At 68.5% G+C, this 12,410-nt stretch carries 16 protein-coding genes and 1 pseudogene; 9 read left to right on the plus strand and 8 right to left on the minus strand.

Annotation, left to right across the window (positions count from 1 at the left end; all coding sequences use genetic code 11):
- Positions 1–50 precede the first annotated feature (50 nt).
- Positions 51–332, plus strand: coding sequence for a hypothetical protein (locus tag ACIRP7_RS27020; protein ID WP_403664503.1), 282 nt, complete (start codon positions 51–53; stop codon positions 330–332).
- Positions 333–578: 246 nt separating this feature from the next.
- On the opposite strand, the gene ACIRP7_RS27025 is transcribed toward ACIRP7_RS27020, so the two are convergent.
- The gene (locus ACIRP7_RS27025) at positions 579–1,622 is read right to left on the minus strand and encodes an NAD-dependent epimerase/dehydratase family protein (protein ID WP_403664505.1); all 1,044 of its coding nucleotides are present in this window, start codon (positions 1,620–1,622) and stop codon (positions 579–581) included.
- A 59-nt stretch (positions 1,623–1,681) separates the two neighbouring features.
- Here ACIRP7_RS27025 and ACIRP7_RS27030 point away from each other — a divergent pair, with 59 nt between their 5' ends.
- On the plus strand, positions 1,682–2,122 hold the full coding sequence (locus ACIRP7_RS27030) for a MarR family winged helix-turn-helix transcriptional regulator (RefSeq protein ID WP_403664506.1): 441 nt from the start codon (positions 1,682–1,684) through the stop codon (positions 2,120–2,122).
- A 69-nt stretch (positions 2,123–2,191) separates the two neighbouring features.
- On the opposite strand, the gene ACIRP7_RS27035 is transcribed toward ACIRP7_RS27030, so the two are convergent.
- Positions 2,192–2,422 (minus strand): transposase domain-containing protein, encoded by a 231-nt coding sequence (locus ACIRP7_RS27035; protein WP_403664508.1) that lies wholly within the window; start codon positions 2,420–2,422, stop codon positions 2,192–2,194.
- Positions 2,423–2,618: 196 nt separating this feature from the next.
- Here ACIRP7_RS27035 and ACIRP7_RS27040 point away from each other — a divergent pair, with 196 nt between their 5' ends.
- Positions 2,619–2,900, plus strand: coding sequence for a hypothetical protein (locus tag ACIRP7_RS27040; protein ID WP_403664510.1), 282 nt, complete (start codon positions 2,619–2,621; stop codon positions 2,898–2,900).
- A gap of 34 nt (positions 2,901–2,934) precedes the next feature.
- On the opposite strand, the pseudogene ACIRP7_RS27045 reads toward ACIRP7_RS27040, so the two are convergent.
- A pseudogene (locus ACIRP7_RS27045) lies at positions 2,935–3,208 on the minus strand (transposase); the annotation flags it as partial.
- Positions 3,209–3,801: 593 nt separating this feature from the next.
- Here ACIRP7_RS27045 and ACIRP7_RS27050 point away from each other — a divergent pair.
- The 5 genes from ACIRP7_RS27050 to ACIRP7_RS27070 all read left to right on the plus strand — a co-directional run bounded on the left by ACIRP7_RS27050 (position 3,802) and on the right by ACIRP7_RS27070 (position 8,055).
- On the plus strand, positions 3,802–5,307 hold the full coding sequence (locus ACIRP7_RS27050) for a helix-turn-helix domain-containing protein (RefSeq protein ID WP_403664512.1): 1,506 nt from the start codon (positions 3,802–3,804) through the stop codon (positions 5,305–5,307).
- A complete protein-coding gene (locus tag ACIRP7_RS27055; RefSeq protein ID WP_403664514.1) occupies positions 5,289–5,876 on the plus strand; it encodes a helix-turn-helix domain-containing protein in 588 nt (195 codons plus the stop codon). Before ACIRP7_RS27050 ends, ACIRP7_RS27055 begins: the two co-directional genes overlap by 19 nt.
- Before the next feature lie 188 nt (positions 5,877–6,064).
- The gene (locus ACIRP7_RS27060) at positions 6,065–6,778 is read left to right on the plus strand and encodes a ParA family protein (protein WP_403664516.1); all 714 of its coding nucleotides are present in this window, start codon (positions 6,065–6,067) and stop codon (positions 6,776–6,778) included.
- A gap of 542 nt (positions 6,779–7,320) precedes the next feature.
- The gene (locus tag ACIRP7_RS27065; protein ID WP_403664518.1) at positions 7,321–7,617 is read left to right on the plus strand and encodes a hypothetical protein; all 297 of its coding nucleotides are present in this window, start codon (positions 7,321–7,323) and stop codon (positions 7,615–7,617) included.
- A 126-nt stretch (positions 7,618–7,743) separates the two neighbouring features.
- On the plus strand, positions 7,744–8,055 hold the full coding sequence (locus ACIRP7_RS27070; protein ID WP_403664520.1) for a hypothetical protein: 312 nt from the start codon (positions 7,744–7,746) through the stop codon (positions 8,053–8,055).
- A 78-nt stretch (positions 8,056–8,133) separates the two neighbouring features.
- Here the strand turns inward: ACIRP7_RS27070 and ACIRP7_RS27075 are convergent, their stop codons facing one another.
- The 4 genes from ACIRP7_RS27075 to ACIRP7_RS27090 all read right to left on the minus strand — a co-directional run bounded on the left by ACIRP7_RS27075 (position 8,134) and on the right by ACIRP7_RS27090 (position 11,494).
- Positions 8,134–9,066, minus strand: a complete 933-nt coding sequence (locus tag ACIRP7_RS27075) for an alpha/beta hydrolase (RefSeq protein ID WP_403664522.1) — start codon at positions 9,064–9,066, stop codon at positions 8,134–8,136.
- Positions 9,063–10,040 carry an enoyl-CoA hydratase/isomerase family protein gene (locus tag ACIRP7_RS27080; RefSeq protein WP_403664524.1) on the minus strand — a complete coding sequence of 326 codons (978 nt, stop codon included), beginning with the start codon at positions 10,038–10,040 and terminating at the stop codon, positions 9,063–9,065. The genes ACIRP7_RS27075 and ACIRP7_RS27080 overlap by 4 nt, the downstream gene beginning before the upstream one ends.
- A gap of 406 nt (positions 10,041–10,446) precedes the next feature.
- A complete protein-coding gene (locus ACIRP7_RS27085) occupies positions 10,447–10,719 on the minus strand; it encodes a hypothetical protein (RefSeq protein ID WP_403664526.1) in 273 nt (90 codons plus the stop codon).
- Positions 10,720–10,861: 142 nt separating this feature from the next.
- A complete protein-coding gene (locus ACIRP7_RS27090; RefSeq protein ID WP_403664528.1) occupies positions 10,862–11,494 on the minus strand; it encodes an isochorismatase family cysteine hydrolase in 633 nt (210 codons plus the stop codon).
- A 171-nt stretch (positions 11,495–11,665) separates the two neighbouring features.
- Here ACIRP7_RS27090 and ACIRP7_RS27095 point away from each other — a divergent pair, with 171 nt between their 5' ends.
- Positions 11,666–12,184 (plus strand): winged helix-turn-helix transcriptional regulator, encoded by a 519-nt coding sequence (locus ACIRP7_RS27095; protein WP_403664530.1) that lies wholly within the window; start codon positions 11,666–11,668, stop codon positions 12,182–12,184.
- A 79-nt stretch (positions 12,185–12,263) separates the two neighbouring features.
- Here ACIRP7_RS27095 and ACIRP7_RS27100 read toward each other — a convergent pair whose 3' ends face one another.
- Positions 12,264–12,401, minus strand: a complete 138-nt coding sequence (locus ACIRP7_RS27100; RefSeq protein WP_403664532.1) for a hypothetical protein — start codon at positions 12,399–12,401, stop codon at positions 12,264–12,266.
- Positions 12,402–12,410: the final 9 nt, after the last annotated feature.

Genomic DNA, 12,410 nt, shown 5'->3' on the forward strand with positions numbered 1-12,410 from the left:
CGTCGGAGAACCCGCCACCGGGACGGTCACCCGGCGCACGCCGCCGCGCGATGATCCGCGCACCCCGTGTGATCGCGGACTACGACGAGCTGTTCGAGCCGCTGCGCGCCCGGCGCATCCACGGCAGCGGGCACCAGCCGGGCGACCCTGACAAGGCCGCGGCCGCTGTGCTGCGAATCGTGGCGGCCGACCAGCCGCCGACGCGCCTGCTGCTCGGCACCGACGCCCTTCAGCTCGTCCAGGCCGGACGCGAAGCCTTCGAGCGCGACATGCCGGCATGGGCCGAGCTGTCGGCCTCCACCGACTTCGACGACGTCAGCCGGTCCGCCTGACGTCACTCGCTGTCGGGCCCCCAGCGCGGGCACTCGACGGCGGCCGTCATCACCGAGCCGCCCGCTCTTGGTCCACCACAGCCGGACCTGCTCATAGCCGTTCACGCAACTGGGCGCCTCCTGGTGACCGGGGGGAGGTCGGAACTCAAGCCAAGGGCTGTCCCGTAATGCCTGCCGTGGTCCTGGACTTGGGTGACGTAGTGGATGTGCGGTTGAGTTCCTGGGTCACAACGATGGGGGCGGCGGCTACTTGCTGGGCGAGTCCTTGGCCGTGAGCGCGATAGCGGTATCGATGATCGTCTGTTCGGTGGGGCGGGGCTGCCAGCCGAGCGTGCGTGCTTTGCTGCTGTCGACGAGCCTCTTGCGACCGAGTTCGGAGCGCACCATCGCCATCTGCGGGTTCACTCGGGCCAGCAGTTTGACGATGATGTCGGGCATGGTGCGCGTGGGTACCTTGGTGGCTTCGTCCGGGAGCTTGTCGCGCAGCATACGGGCGATGTCCCGGTACCACAGGAAGCTGCCCGAAGCGAGGAAACGCTGCCCCGCAGCGACGGGACTCGTCATGGCGAGAATGTGCAGTTCGGCGACGTCGCGGACGTCGACGACGTTCCAGCCGATGTTCGGGACAGCGGGGATTTCGCGGGTGAGCAGGCGGCGGATGACGTCGGTCGTTCCTGCCCCGTTCGGCGCGCCCAGTGGGGGTCCCTGCATGAACGTCGGCAGGATGGCGGACAGTTCGAGCCCGGCCGCATCGGCGAGCTCCCATGCGTCGCGCTCCGCGAGGATCTTTGAGTCCGGGTACGCGCGCTGCGGAGTGCCGGACGGCTCGGCGTATGTCGTTTCGGTCGCGGGTGTGCCCGAGTCGCCCATACCGGCCGTGGTGCCGGAAGAGGTGAGCACGGCACGCTTCACCCCGGCGCGGGCGGCGGCGCCCAGGACACGGCGGGTGCCCTCTCGGGCGGTCTTGACGAGATCTGCGCCTGAGTCGAAGGGCATCGGCGACGCGGTGTGAATCACGTAATGGACGCCCTCGAAGGCACTGTCCCAGCCATCGTCGATGAGGAGATCAGCGACAGCGAACGTGATATCCCCGGCCGCCTCCTGGCCTGCGCGCCCGCTGACGGCTTCACGCACCTGCTCCGCCTTGCCGGGGCTGCGCACGGTGATGCGTATCCGGTAGCCGCGCTGGAGCAGGCCCGCGATCACCCAGCCTGCCAGGTAGCCCGTTCCGCCCGTAACGAGCACCGTCTCACCGTCGTTACTGTGAGTCATTAACATCTCCATACTCATTGAGTTTCTCATTGATATTTCGAGCGTAACATGGATCCATGACTGCCGACCGTGCTGCGATGACACCGACGACTCACCGTGCGGACGCCGAGCGGAAAGCCGAGATCGTCCGTGTCCTCGTGGAAGTGGGACACTCCGCGGACGCCGTCGTAGCCGAGGTGCTCGGGGAGTTCCGGGTGCCGGCCTCCGTCGCAGGCACGCTGTGGGCGCTCGCGCCGGGAACCGAGCCGCCAACCATGCGGGACATGGCGGCCCGCCTCCGCTGCGATCCTTCGACGGTCAGCCTCGCCGCCGACAAACTCCAGAGCGTGGGACTCATCGCCCGCCGGCCTCACCCCTCCGACGGCCGCAAGCGAACCCTGGTCCTGACGGAACGCGGGCACGAGCTATGGGAGGCGCTCAGGACGCGACTTCACGCCTCCGGCCTCTTCGCCGGTCTCGACGCGGAGGAACAGCGCACCCTGCTCGCGCTGCTTACGAAAATGCAACTGCGGCACTAACGTGCTGCGCACCGCGCCCGCCGTTCCCGCAACGCCTCGGCACGCACGCCAGCCGCCCCCGTCGTGCCCTCATCGAACGTCGCACAAGTGAACGATGATGCTAGACACCACCACCCGCGCCGGCAACAGCCGTAACCGCTGTTCCTGGGCGGCGGTCTCGGCGACGACGGCGTCGACCAGGCAAGGGTCGACGATCTGGGTCAACTCGCCCAGATGGCCGGGGGGGGGTATACAGATCGAAGGGTGTCGGACTTCGTCCGACGCTGGCAGACTGCTGCGACACGGGACCTCCGGGCGCACGTTCCTGGGCTTGACACCACAGGAACTACTCGAGGTCCCCGCCCTCTGGCCAGGTACTTGACGACTAGCTCAAGCCGCTGACGCAACGGTGTTGCCGCCGAGTGGTGTAGCCGATCAAGCTGACGGAGTCCCCAGGTCGCGGCCCGGTTCGACATCGCCCGGGGCCCTGTCGAGGCTCGCCGAGCCCGGAACAGCGGTGATCGCACGAAGCCCGGCAGCGGCACGTACCGAACGGCACGAAGCGGAGGCGACGGACCGTGATCGGCTACACCACGACCGGGGGCACGACCTCGCGGCGCTGCGTTCCTCCGAGCCACGTGCCCACTACAACCGTCGGCGGGACGGCGGCGAACGCCATACCCCGGCCCTGCGGAATCTGTTCAGCAAGCTCCTCGGCTGCCTCTACCACTGCCTCCGGAACCGCACCCTCTACGACGCCGCGAAGGCGTTCCCGGAGCGTCTCACCCTCGCCGCATGACCGCCGAACTTGACGCGCCAACGACATGAGATGTCTCGTCGACGCCGGTCAGCCGTCGCTGCCGCTTCTTGACGATGGCCGACTCGAAGGAGCCGTCCCGGTCGCGGGGCACGTCGATCTCGACCGATGTCCGTCAGCACCCTCTTGGGCCGGGTGCCGTTACGGGAGTTGCCGCCGTCCTTGCCTGCCGGGTCGTGCTTGTCATAGCCGAGATGGTCGGTGATCTCTCCCTCCAGGGCGGACTCCAGCACCCTCCTGGTCAGCTGCAGCCCCTTGGTGCGGGCCTGCTCGACGAGCTGGTCGATCAGTTTCTGCTCGCCCGTCGCGGCCTCCGGCAACGGAACCGCCTGGTCATCGGCGGCCACGAACTCGGTCACGGTGTCAGTCACTTGATGTCTCTTCCATGATCATCAATTACACCGGTGAGCGTACAGACCCCCCTCCTGCCCCAGCATCCCAGAGCGGCAGACGAGTCGGGCTGTACGCCGGGTATTCCTGAGCACCCTTCTGACCTGCGCTTTCGCGGGCCGGATCGGCTGTGACCTGCTAGGTCGGGTTGCAGAGGCGATCGGAGGCAGTCAGAGGAAACCGCTCTGATTCGACCCGGGTGCGACCCGAGCTGCTCGGAGTCAGTCAGACGCAGTCGCCCTCTGTTTGGCTCTGAGTCGGCCGAGGTCAGGGCGGTGTCGATCAGGCTGTGACTCCTCTGGAGGCGCTCCGAGTCGATCTCGGTCGAGCCGCGATGGGGACGCCTGCCTCCAGCACCGGAGCCAGGCATACGAAGCCTCCAGGATGGCCATCCTGGAGGCTTCGCTGGCACCGGTTGGAGGTCGGTACCGGACACCACCCGTGGTTTTAGCGGGCCTGGGTGGCGTCTCTGTCCTTGCGGGACGGCTCCACAGTGCCACACAGCACCCACCAGACAGGTTCTTCCCGACGGCCATTTCACCCAGGCGAGCGACTGGGCCTTCACCAGCTGCCTACGGCCGCAGCCGATCTCATTCTGCTCGGGGACCTCACCGGCCGCTATGCGGCGGGCAGTTACAGCAGGCTCGCCTCCGGCGGCCGGACCCTGGTCCTGCGCGCGGACCGTCAGGGCGCGGCCGAGCACGGGCACCGGATCACCGCGGCCATCGCCTGCCACGTGGCCCGCGCCGGCGGCACCGCCGACGAGCTGACCCGGCTACTGCTCCACCCCGACCACGAGGGCGGACGGCACGCCCAGCACATCGCGCTGCGCTCCGGGCAGGCGCGCGTCCTGGACTACATCCGCCGGGTGTGGGCCAGCGCCTCGGCCGCGGTCGACAGCACACGGGTCGTGGAGTCGCGCCAGCATGCGTACGAGGTTCTCGCCGCGCTGCGGGACCGAATCGAGACGACGCCCTGGCGCGGGGAGCGGGGCCGGACCGCGCTGCGAGTGCTGCGGGCGCATCTGAACTTCGCCCAGACCGCGGGCGGCCCCCTGCACCACGCCAGTGAGCGGCAGACCGCCGAGGAGGCCGGGATCTCCCGGACGACGCTGCGGATCGTCTACGAGACCGTCCTCAAGCCACGAGGCTGGCTGCGCCGCCTGCGGGTCGGCCACGGCCGGGAGGGCTCCACCTGGTATCTCGGCGACGGCAGCGCCGACCATCACGGCATCCCCGCCCAGCTGTCTCGTTTCCGGACCACTCAGTACCCCCCCGACCCGGCACTTGAGGAGTGGCCCACCCCTGAGACAGGGGTGGCGGCCGACATCGACTCCACCGTCATCGGCCGGCTGATGGGCCACGACGCCTTCGCCCACCACGGCCTCGGCAGCTCCGCTCTCATGATCATCGGCGCGCTGCACGCCCGGCCGGACCAGACCATCGGCGAGCTCGTCGGATCGGCGTCGGTGTCCCGGGCTACCGCCTACCGGACCTTGCGTCGCCTGGCCGATCACGGCCTCGTGCACCACGGCGGCGAAACCTGGAGCCTCGCGCCTCGCGCGCTGGAGGGCTTCGGCGCCAGCCTGCCGGATGCCCTTCCCGGCCCGACCGCGCACCCGGCACACGGCTGGGACGCGGTCGCCCAGCAATACGGCACCACAGGTGTCGCCGCCCGGCGCAAGGCCCTGCACGCTGCCGAGCGAGCGGTGTATCGGGAGGCACTGGCGCGGCTGTCGGAGCACCGCAGCAAGGCCGTGGTGATCGTCCGCGACGGCCGCCAGGTCCTCGTCCCGGCACCCCGACCCGACGAGATCCCCTCGGCGTGGCACGCCCCCGGCGGGTGCGTCCTCAACCCGGTCACGGGCCGCCCTGACGCCGAATGGCGCTTGGCCACCGACGGCCGACTGATCCTCATCACCCCATCGGACCAGCGCAGTTACGACGAGCTGGCCGCCGCCCATGCCGAAGCCCTCAGCGAATGGGAGTCCGCCGCATGAACCCAGAGCCCCCAGTCACATCCGATGCGAGCGAGACGGTGACACCCGAGTCTCTGCGCAAGCAGTACGAGTCCGGTGCCACGGTCAACGAACTCGTCGCCGCCAGTGGCCTGTCGTACGGCACGGTCCTCAACCGGCTGCACGACGCCGGAACCGAAATGCGCACGTCGTGGCAGACCCGCCGGGTGCGCCAGGACCCGCAAGCGCGCCAGCGTCTCGCGGCCCACCTTCGCAACCTCTACGAGCAGCACGGCGCGACCCTCACCGAGCTCGCGGCGGCGGGGGCTGGGACGAGGCGTGCTGCCCGGCGCCTGCTGATCGAGGCCGGCGGCACCGTGCGCACCACGCAGCAGACGCTGCGGATGCGCACCGCAGCGCGGGCCGCCGAGCGGCAGAAGCTCGCGGTGTCCCTGCGGGCACGGTACGAGGCCGGCTCCACCGTGCCGGAGCTTGCTGAGGACTGCAACTACTCAGTGGCCACGGTCTACCGGCTCCTGCACCAGGCCCGCACCACCATGCGGCCCCGGCACCGCCACGGCCCCGCGGACAAAACGAGGAAGCGGTCATGAGCGCCCTTGCTGACGTTCGCCGCGGCACCCCTCGCCACAAGGCCCCGCCCATGCACCATCCCGGCCGCAGTTGCCCGGCAAGGGCACCCCCGCTCGACCGCAATCTCAGCCATGCCTCGAAGCAAGTGTCGACGTCGTCGACCCGCGCAAAGTCAACAGACCTTCCAGTTACAGGAGATCAAGCACACGTGAACGAGAACACCCGTCACAAGACCCTGGCCGCGGCCACAGCCCACGCCTGGGACGCCTTCGTGATCGTCGTCGGCATGCTCAAGGGCGGCACCGGCAAGACCACTTCCGCCTGGTTCATTGCCCTCTACTACGCCGTCGTCCTCGGCCTGCCCACACTGCTGCTGGACGCCGACGCCACCAGCCAGTCCGCCTACGACTGGTTCAAGGTCGCCCAGGCCGAGGGCTTCGAAATCCCGGCCAACCTGGTGGTCGAGCGGTACCCGTTCGACGACATCGCCGAGTACATCCGCGCCAAGCGCGCCGAGTTCGGCGCGATCGTGGTCGACGCCGGCGGCGGCAGCGCCCGCATCTTCCACGAGGCTGTCACCGAGGCGAACCTCCTGCTCGTCCCGGTCGCCCCCACCAAGATCGAACGCCGCAAGCTCGTAGCCACCTTCGACGAGGCCGAACGCGCCGCCGCCCGCAACGAGCACGGCGTCACCGCCCACGTCGTCATGGTCAAGGCCGACGACCGCACCAGCCTGCCCCGCAACGCCAAGGACAAGCTGCTGGAGCCCGTCGAGGGCGAGGGCATCGGCCCGGACCGCGACGAGCCGTTCCCGCTCGCCGAGACGACCATCCACTCCTGGGTCCACTACATGGAGGCCTTCGGCGAGATCCCGACCGAGCTGAGCGAGTACGCCGAGCTGATGAAGGAGCTGACGGCATGAGCGAGCGTATAAAGCCCCCGACCCGCCGCACTGGTCGCACCCTCGGCGGCGCCAAGAAGGCGACCCCTCCTCCCCCTCCCCCGGCCGCGGAGCTCACCCCCGAGCAGTACGCCGCTGAACGGGCGGCCGCCCAGGGCGACGGCCGTCCCGCTGCCAACGAGTCGCAGGTCGAGCCAGCTCCTTCCGCCGTTCCCGTCGAGGCGACGGCACGGGGCCGGACCGAGGCGGCGCCCGAAGTGGCGGAGCCCTCCGCCCAGCCGACCGTTGAGGTCACGCAGAGCGGCCCCGTGACGGAACCAGACGCCGGGCATCTGGGCGTCGCCGCCCCCGGGACGAGGATGGATTCCGCTGGGGAGCCAATGGAGACACGGGTGCCGCCTTTGCTCCCGGCTTCCGAACCCGCAGCACATGCGGTCCAGCCCACGCAGCCGACCGAGCCCGTTCCGCAGCACGGCCCGGCCGCGGCTCCTGGCGCAGCCCCGGCCGCCGAGGTGGCGCTTCGCCCGGTAGCTCCTCCGGCGGCAGGCGGCAACGGTTTCCCGGTGAAGAACGATGTTCCACGGGCTCGCCAGGAACAGGACGTGGAATCGCAGGCAGCGCCAAGCGAAGGAACACCGTGGGCTCAGGGATCCGGCCGTCCCAAAGACATTCCTGAGACGGCCGTCGTTCTCAACCAGCGCATCATCGCGCGCGAGAGCCTCGACTCGTCGGTCCCTACTGCACTGAAGCTGAAGAAGCGGATCAAACGCTTCGCACTGGACAACGAACTCGATCACCTACCCATCGGCGACATCGTCTCGGTCGCACTGGACGAGTGGCTCACCGCCCGCGGGTTCTGAGCCCGACTGCAGTGCACGAGGGGCGGCCAACCCACGCCGGGATGCGGCCGCCCCTCGTACCGACTATTCCCATAGCCCAGTAGGCGGATAGCTATCCGCCTAGCCGGACCGACCGGAGCAGCTCTCGTGCTTGATCACTCCCCCTACGCCCGCCGACTGCGTGAGATCGCCGACGCCCTCGACGCCGAGTTCCAGCCAACCGACGACGCTCTCACTCCGCACCCGGACACCCTGAACGTCATCAAAGACCGGCACACCAAGCGAGGGCAGCTCAACCACGCCGTCCCTGAAGTCCTTCAGTTCCAGCGCCGGATCCGCCGCTGCAACGCCGACACCGACATCCCTCACGGTGACATCGTCGCTCTCGCCCTGGACGCCTGGCTCCGTGCAAAGGGCTACCCACCCGTCCTCGCCCCAACCGAGACGGAAACGCCATGACCGGGCAGCCCAAGTGCGACTCGAACACGGTGAAGCGTCAGACAGACATCGGCTGCCTCTCCGTGACGGGAGGTCGGCTCAGCCGCTCGTGACCTGCGCGGGTTTCAGGTGGCTGACCAAGAACTCGGTCTGATCGGTGACCAGTTGCTCGAATGCCTTTCCGAAGTAGAAGTCGAAATGCCCGGCGTCATAGTGACGGATGTCGCCGCGCGGTGCCTTACGGACGTAGCGTTCGGTCGGCACGGGCGGGGCGACCGAATCGGTTCTGCTGATGCAGACGAGGATCGGCGCGGCGATGTCCTTGGCCGCTCGGCCGGGCCGATACCGGACGATGTTGATCAAGCTGCGGGCCGCTGCGCGGTTGACCCACTCGTAGCCGTCGGGCACCAACTTCAGCATTCCGGGCAGCGCGTCGGGTGCGGTCATCAGACCCAGTTGACCGGGCGCTGCCGCAACCGGAACGGTGACCGGCTCCTTCCCGCGCGCCGCTGCCAGGAAGTCACGGGCCAGGACGCCCCCCAGGACCAGGGTCTCCCGTATTCCGAGCGCGCCGGCTGAAGCCGGCCCGTCGGTGAAGGGGCACTGGGCGACTACGGCACACAGTTCCGGATGCCGGGCGGCGACGGCGATGGCGTGGCCCCCGCCCAGCGAACTGCCCCACACCGCGACCCGTTGCCGGTCGACTTCGGGGAGCCCGGCCGCGTACTCGAGGGCGGCGTCCCAGTCGGCCAATTGTTTGGTCATGGACAACACCTGGCGCGGTCTGCCCCCGCTGTCGCCGAGATTGCGGTACGTGAATACCAGCACCGCCAACCCGGTGGCGGCGAATCGTTCGGCGTAGGGCGCCAGCCCCATCTCCCGGGTGGCGCCGAGGCCGTGCCCCATCACGACGACCGGCACGGGCGTGTGGGAGGCGGTGTCCGGCAGGTACAGCCAGGCCGAGCAGTAGGAGTCACCCGAGGCGAACTGCAGGGTGCGCCGGCTGAACTTCGTGGTCGCCTTGTGTGTCATGCCGTCACTTCCTCTTTGTCGCCTGTCGCGGTTCCGCGTTGGAGGGCGGCGGCATAGCCGCCGGGCTGGTACAGCGGCAGCTCACCGTTCGCCGCGGTGTCGCGCAAGTAGCCCTTCATGAGTTCCTGCGCCTTCGGCTGCGGCAGGGAGGCGAGGAACTCGGAGCGTTCGAGGTGCAGACCGTCGGCGAGCGACAGCGAGCTGCCCACGTTCACCGCCCGCTTGACGGCCGCGATCGCCTCGGTCGGCCGCGCCGCGAGATGAGCGGCTCGTTCGACGGCCCGGGACATGAGCTGATCGGCCGGCACGATCTCGTCGATGGCCCCGACGGCGAGTGCTTCCTCCGCGGGGAGCGGCCGGCCTTCCAGGATCGCCACCAGCGCACGGTGGGAACCGATGAGCCGGGGCATGCGCTGGGTGCCACCGGAGCCGGGCGGGATGCCCATCAGGATCTCCGGATGACCGATGAAATGGTCGCCCTCGGCCATCAGCCGCAGGTCGCAAGCCCACGAGATCTCGGCGCCAATACCCAGCGCAGACCCGTTGAGGGCCGCCACGAAGATCGTGGAGCTGGTGCCCATGCGGAGATACGCCGTGTGCAGGTCATCGAGCTGGATGCCCCCCATCAACGGCGTTTTGCCCGCCACCCACCGGGTGAGCCGATACCGGGCCGCCCAATGGGCGATCTTCGCCACCGCGCTCGTGACCCGAGTACTCACGGGGGGAATCACCGATCCGTCCTCCTGCAGCCAGCTGATTTCCGCGTGGCTGATGAAGCGGCTGGGATGTGACCCGGTGAACACCACGGCGCGAATGGCCGGATCTCGGTGGGCGCGCCGGACGAGCTCGATGAACTCCGGAGCGTCATCGCGCCCGAAGAGTCCCAGCTCATCAGGGGCGAGCCGGGCGATGATCACCCCGCCCTCGAGCTCCTCGATCTTGATGCGTGGCTGGGCAGCGGCTTGCTGGGACATGAGTGTCGACTCCTTCTAGGCCCCGTCGCCGGGGAAAGGCGCACTGCGCATGGTGCGCATGGTGCTCGTTACCAACGTGTGAACCTGAGTGAAGAACGTGCTCAGCCTCGAAGGATGAAAATCGAGTCGGCGGCCACGTGAGGTCAGCCGCGTCATGGCCACTGCCGCGCCGTGCCGGCGCAGCAGTGGTCGCCGAGACGGAGAGATCAGCTCGCGGCCGGCTTGGCCAGTGCCTTGCGTGCCATGCTGGCCGCGAAGAGCGGAGTCTCGTGCTGGTTGTGGGCGACGATCGCGGGATGATATTGCGCGGCGGCGTCGTCAAAAGCTCACGCCGACCTCAGCGAGAGCGTCCAGGAACCCCTGGGTGGCGTGGGTGGTCACGGTGTTGGTCAGATGGCAGGTTCCGTCATCGTTCAACTCCACCCGCATGTCCCAGGTGGCAGTGGTGCGGCTCGTGCACCTCGACCACGTAGTGCTGGATGACGAGGGTGCCGCCGATGTTCTCCACGTTGATGGACATGGGGCGCCCGTCATCCGTGGTGGTCCGGCCCGCAGCGATGTGCTCGCCCGGCGCGCAGCGCCGGTACTCCGCGTCGGGCAGGTTCAGCACCCAGTCAGCGATGTCGACGGCCTCGATCGGCGCGTCGACGGTAGCCGTCTCCGCTGTCTCACTGATCACCGCACTGTCCAACACCTGGTCAGTCGATAGGTTCTGACCCTTTCTCAGCGCAACGCAACGCACCGCACCGCATGAGCAGTGAGTCACCTGTGCATCTGCAATGGGGAAATGTCGCCCCCGTTGGACGGTTCTGTGGTGAGCGTCAGACGTGTGCGCCCTTGAAGGCGGTGACGATCTCGTCGGCGGTCACGATGGCGTGGGCGTAGGACGGGCCGTTCAGCTCGTGGGCCGCGTGCAGCATTTCCCGGGTCCACGCGGCGGTCGCTCCGCGTACCAGGGTCACGTGGTAGCCCAGCTCCATGGCGTAGCGGCTGGTCGACTCGATGCAGGTGTTGGCCAGCATGCCGACGGTCACCACGTGGGTGATGCCGTGCTTCTTGAGCTGGAGGTCGAGATCGGTGTTGGCGAAGCCGCTCTGTCCCCAGTGCTCGTGGACGACGACATCGCTCTCCTGGGGGGCGAAGTCCGGGTGCCAGTCGCCGCCCCAGGCTCCGTCTTCGAAGACCCGGTTCTGGTTGCCGCCGGCTTGGTCCGCGGTGAGGAAGTTCCAGTTCGCGTAGTTGCCCTCGCGCCAGCGACGGTGCGGGACGACGAAGACCTGGATGCCGGCCGCACGCGCGGCGGCCGTCACCGCGCGCAGGTTGTCGAGCAGGCCGACCTCCGTGGCGACCTCTTCGACCAGAGGCCACAGCTTCCCCCCTTCGGAGAGGAAGTCGTTGTAGGGGTCCATCAGGAGCAGCCCTGTGTGCGCCGGGTCGTACTGCGTATCGGTCATGAGTGGTGCCTCCAGAAGCGCCGAGGAGTCCACGTCTTGTCACATAGACGCTCTCTCGGCTCATCCGCAGAGTAACTCAAAAAAACATAGCTACCAACTCTATTTTTCATAGAAACTCGTTCGATCTCTGCGATGATGAGGGCGGAACGAGTTCACGAGGAGGACGTCGGTATGGGTGGCTGGTCAGAGATCACGAGCACGCAGTGCCCCGTCGCGCGGTCGAGCGCGGTGATCGGAGACCGCTGGACGCTCGTGATCATGCGGGAGCTGACGATGGGCAACCGCCGCTTCGACACATTGCAGGTCCAGACCCTGGCTTCGCCGCAGATGCTGACCAACCGCCTCAAGCGGCTGGAGGCCGACGGCATGCTCGAACGCCGTGCGTACAGCGAGAGGCCCCGCCGCTACGAGTACCACCTCACTGACAAGGGCGAAGCCTTCGCCTCGGTGCTGCTCGCCCTGCGGGCATGGGGCGAGGCATGGTGCAAGGAGCCCGGGGAAGGGGTCGCCGTCCACCACATTCACAAGACGTGCGGTCGCGAGGTGGGTCTAAGCGGCACCGTGTGTGAAGGGTGCGGCGAGCCCTTCACCATGAACGAAGTGACGGGTGAACTCAGCGCGGCCTTCGCACGGGAACGCGAGGGCAGGAGCGCAACCGCCAGACGGGACGCCGAGGCCCGCCGAACCTGACCTACCCCCTCGGGGTCACGACGGCCGCGGTGTCGTCAGCCATGCGGGATCCCGTCTGCCGACGGCACACGCCTGCGTGTCACGCTTCGGGGGCCTCGGGTGCCTGGAAACCAGCGGTGTCGAGTGTGCAGTCGAACGGCGCGGGGATCTCGATCTTCTCGCCGAACGGTTTGGTGAGGCGGGACGTGTAGCCCTCGGCGGACGGGGCCCACAGCACGGTCGCCGC

Source organism: Streptomyces sp. NPDC102270 (genome assembly GCF_044766405.1).
Taxonomy (GTDB): Bacteria; Actinomycetota; Actinomycetes; order Streptomycetales; family Streptomycetaceae; genus Streptomyces.

Bases quoted from the DNA above. Each gene is read 5' to 3' on its own strand.
- ACIRP7_RS27020 (WP_403664503.1), top strand. From the start codon at position 51: ATGATCCGCGCACCCCGTGTGATCGCGGACTACGACGAGCTGTTCGAG.
- ACIRP7_RS27025 (WP_403664505.1), bottom strand. From the start codon at position 1,622: ATGAGTATGGAGATGTTAATGACTCACAGTAACGACGGTGAGACGGTG.
- ACIRP7_RS27030 (WP_403664506.1), top strand. From the start codon at position 1,682: ATGACACCGACGACTCACCGTGCGGACGCCGAGCGGAAAGCCGAGATC.
- ACIRP7_RS27055 (WP_403664514.1), top strand. From the start codon at position 5,289: ATGGGAGTCCGCCGCATGAACCCAGAGCCCCCAGTCACATCCGATGCG.
- ACIRP7_RS27075 (WP_403664522.1), bottom strand. From the start codon at position 9,066: ATGACACACAAGGCGACCACGAAGTTCAGCCGGCGCACCCTGCAGTTC.
- ACIRP7_RS27080 (WP_403664524.1), bottom strand. From the start codon at position 10,040: ATGTCCCAGCAAGCCGCTGCCCAGCCACGCATCAAGATCGAGGAGCTC.
- ACIRP7_RS27090 (WP_403664528.1), bottom strand. From the start codon at position 11,494: ATGACCGATACGCAGTACGACCCGGCGCACACAGGGCTGCTCCTGATG.
- ACIRP7_RS27095 (WP_403664530.1), top strand. From the start codon at position 11,666: ATGGGTGGCTGGTCAGAGATCACGAGCACGCAGTGCCCCGTCGCGCGG.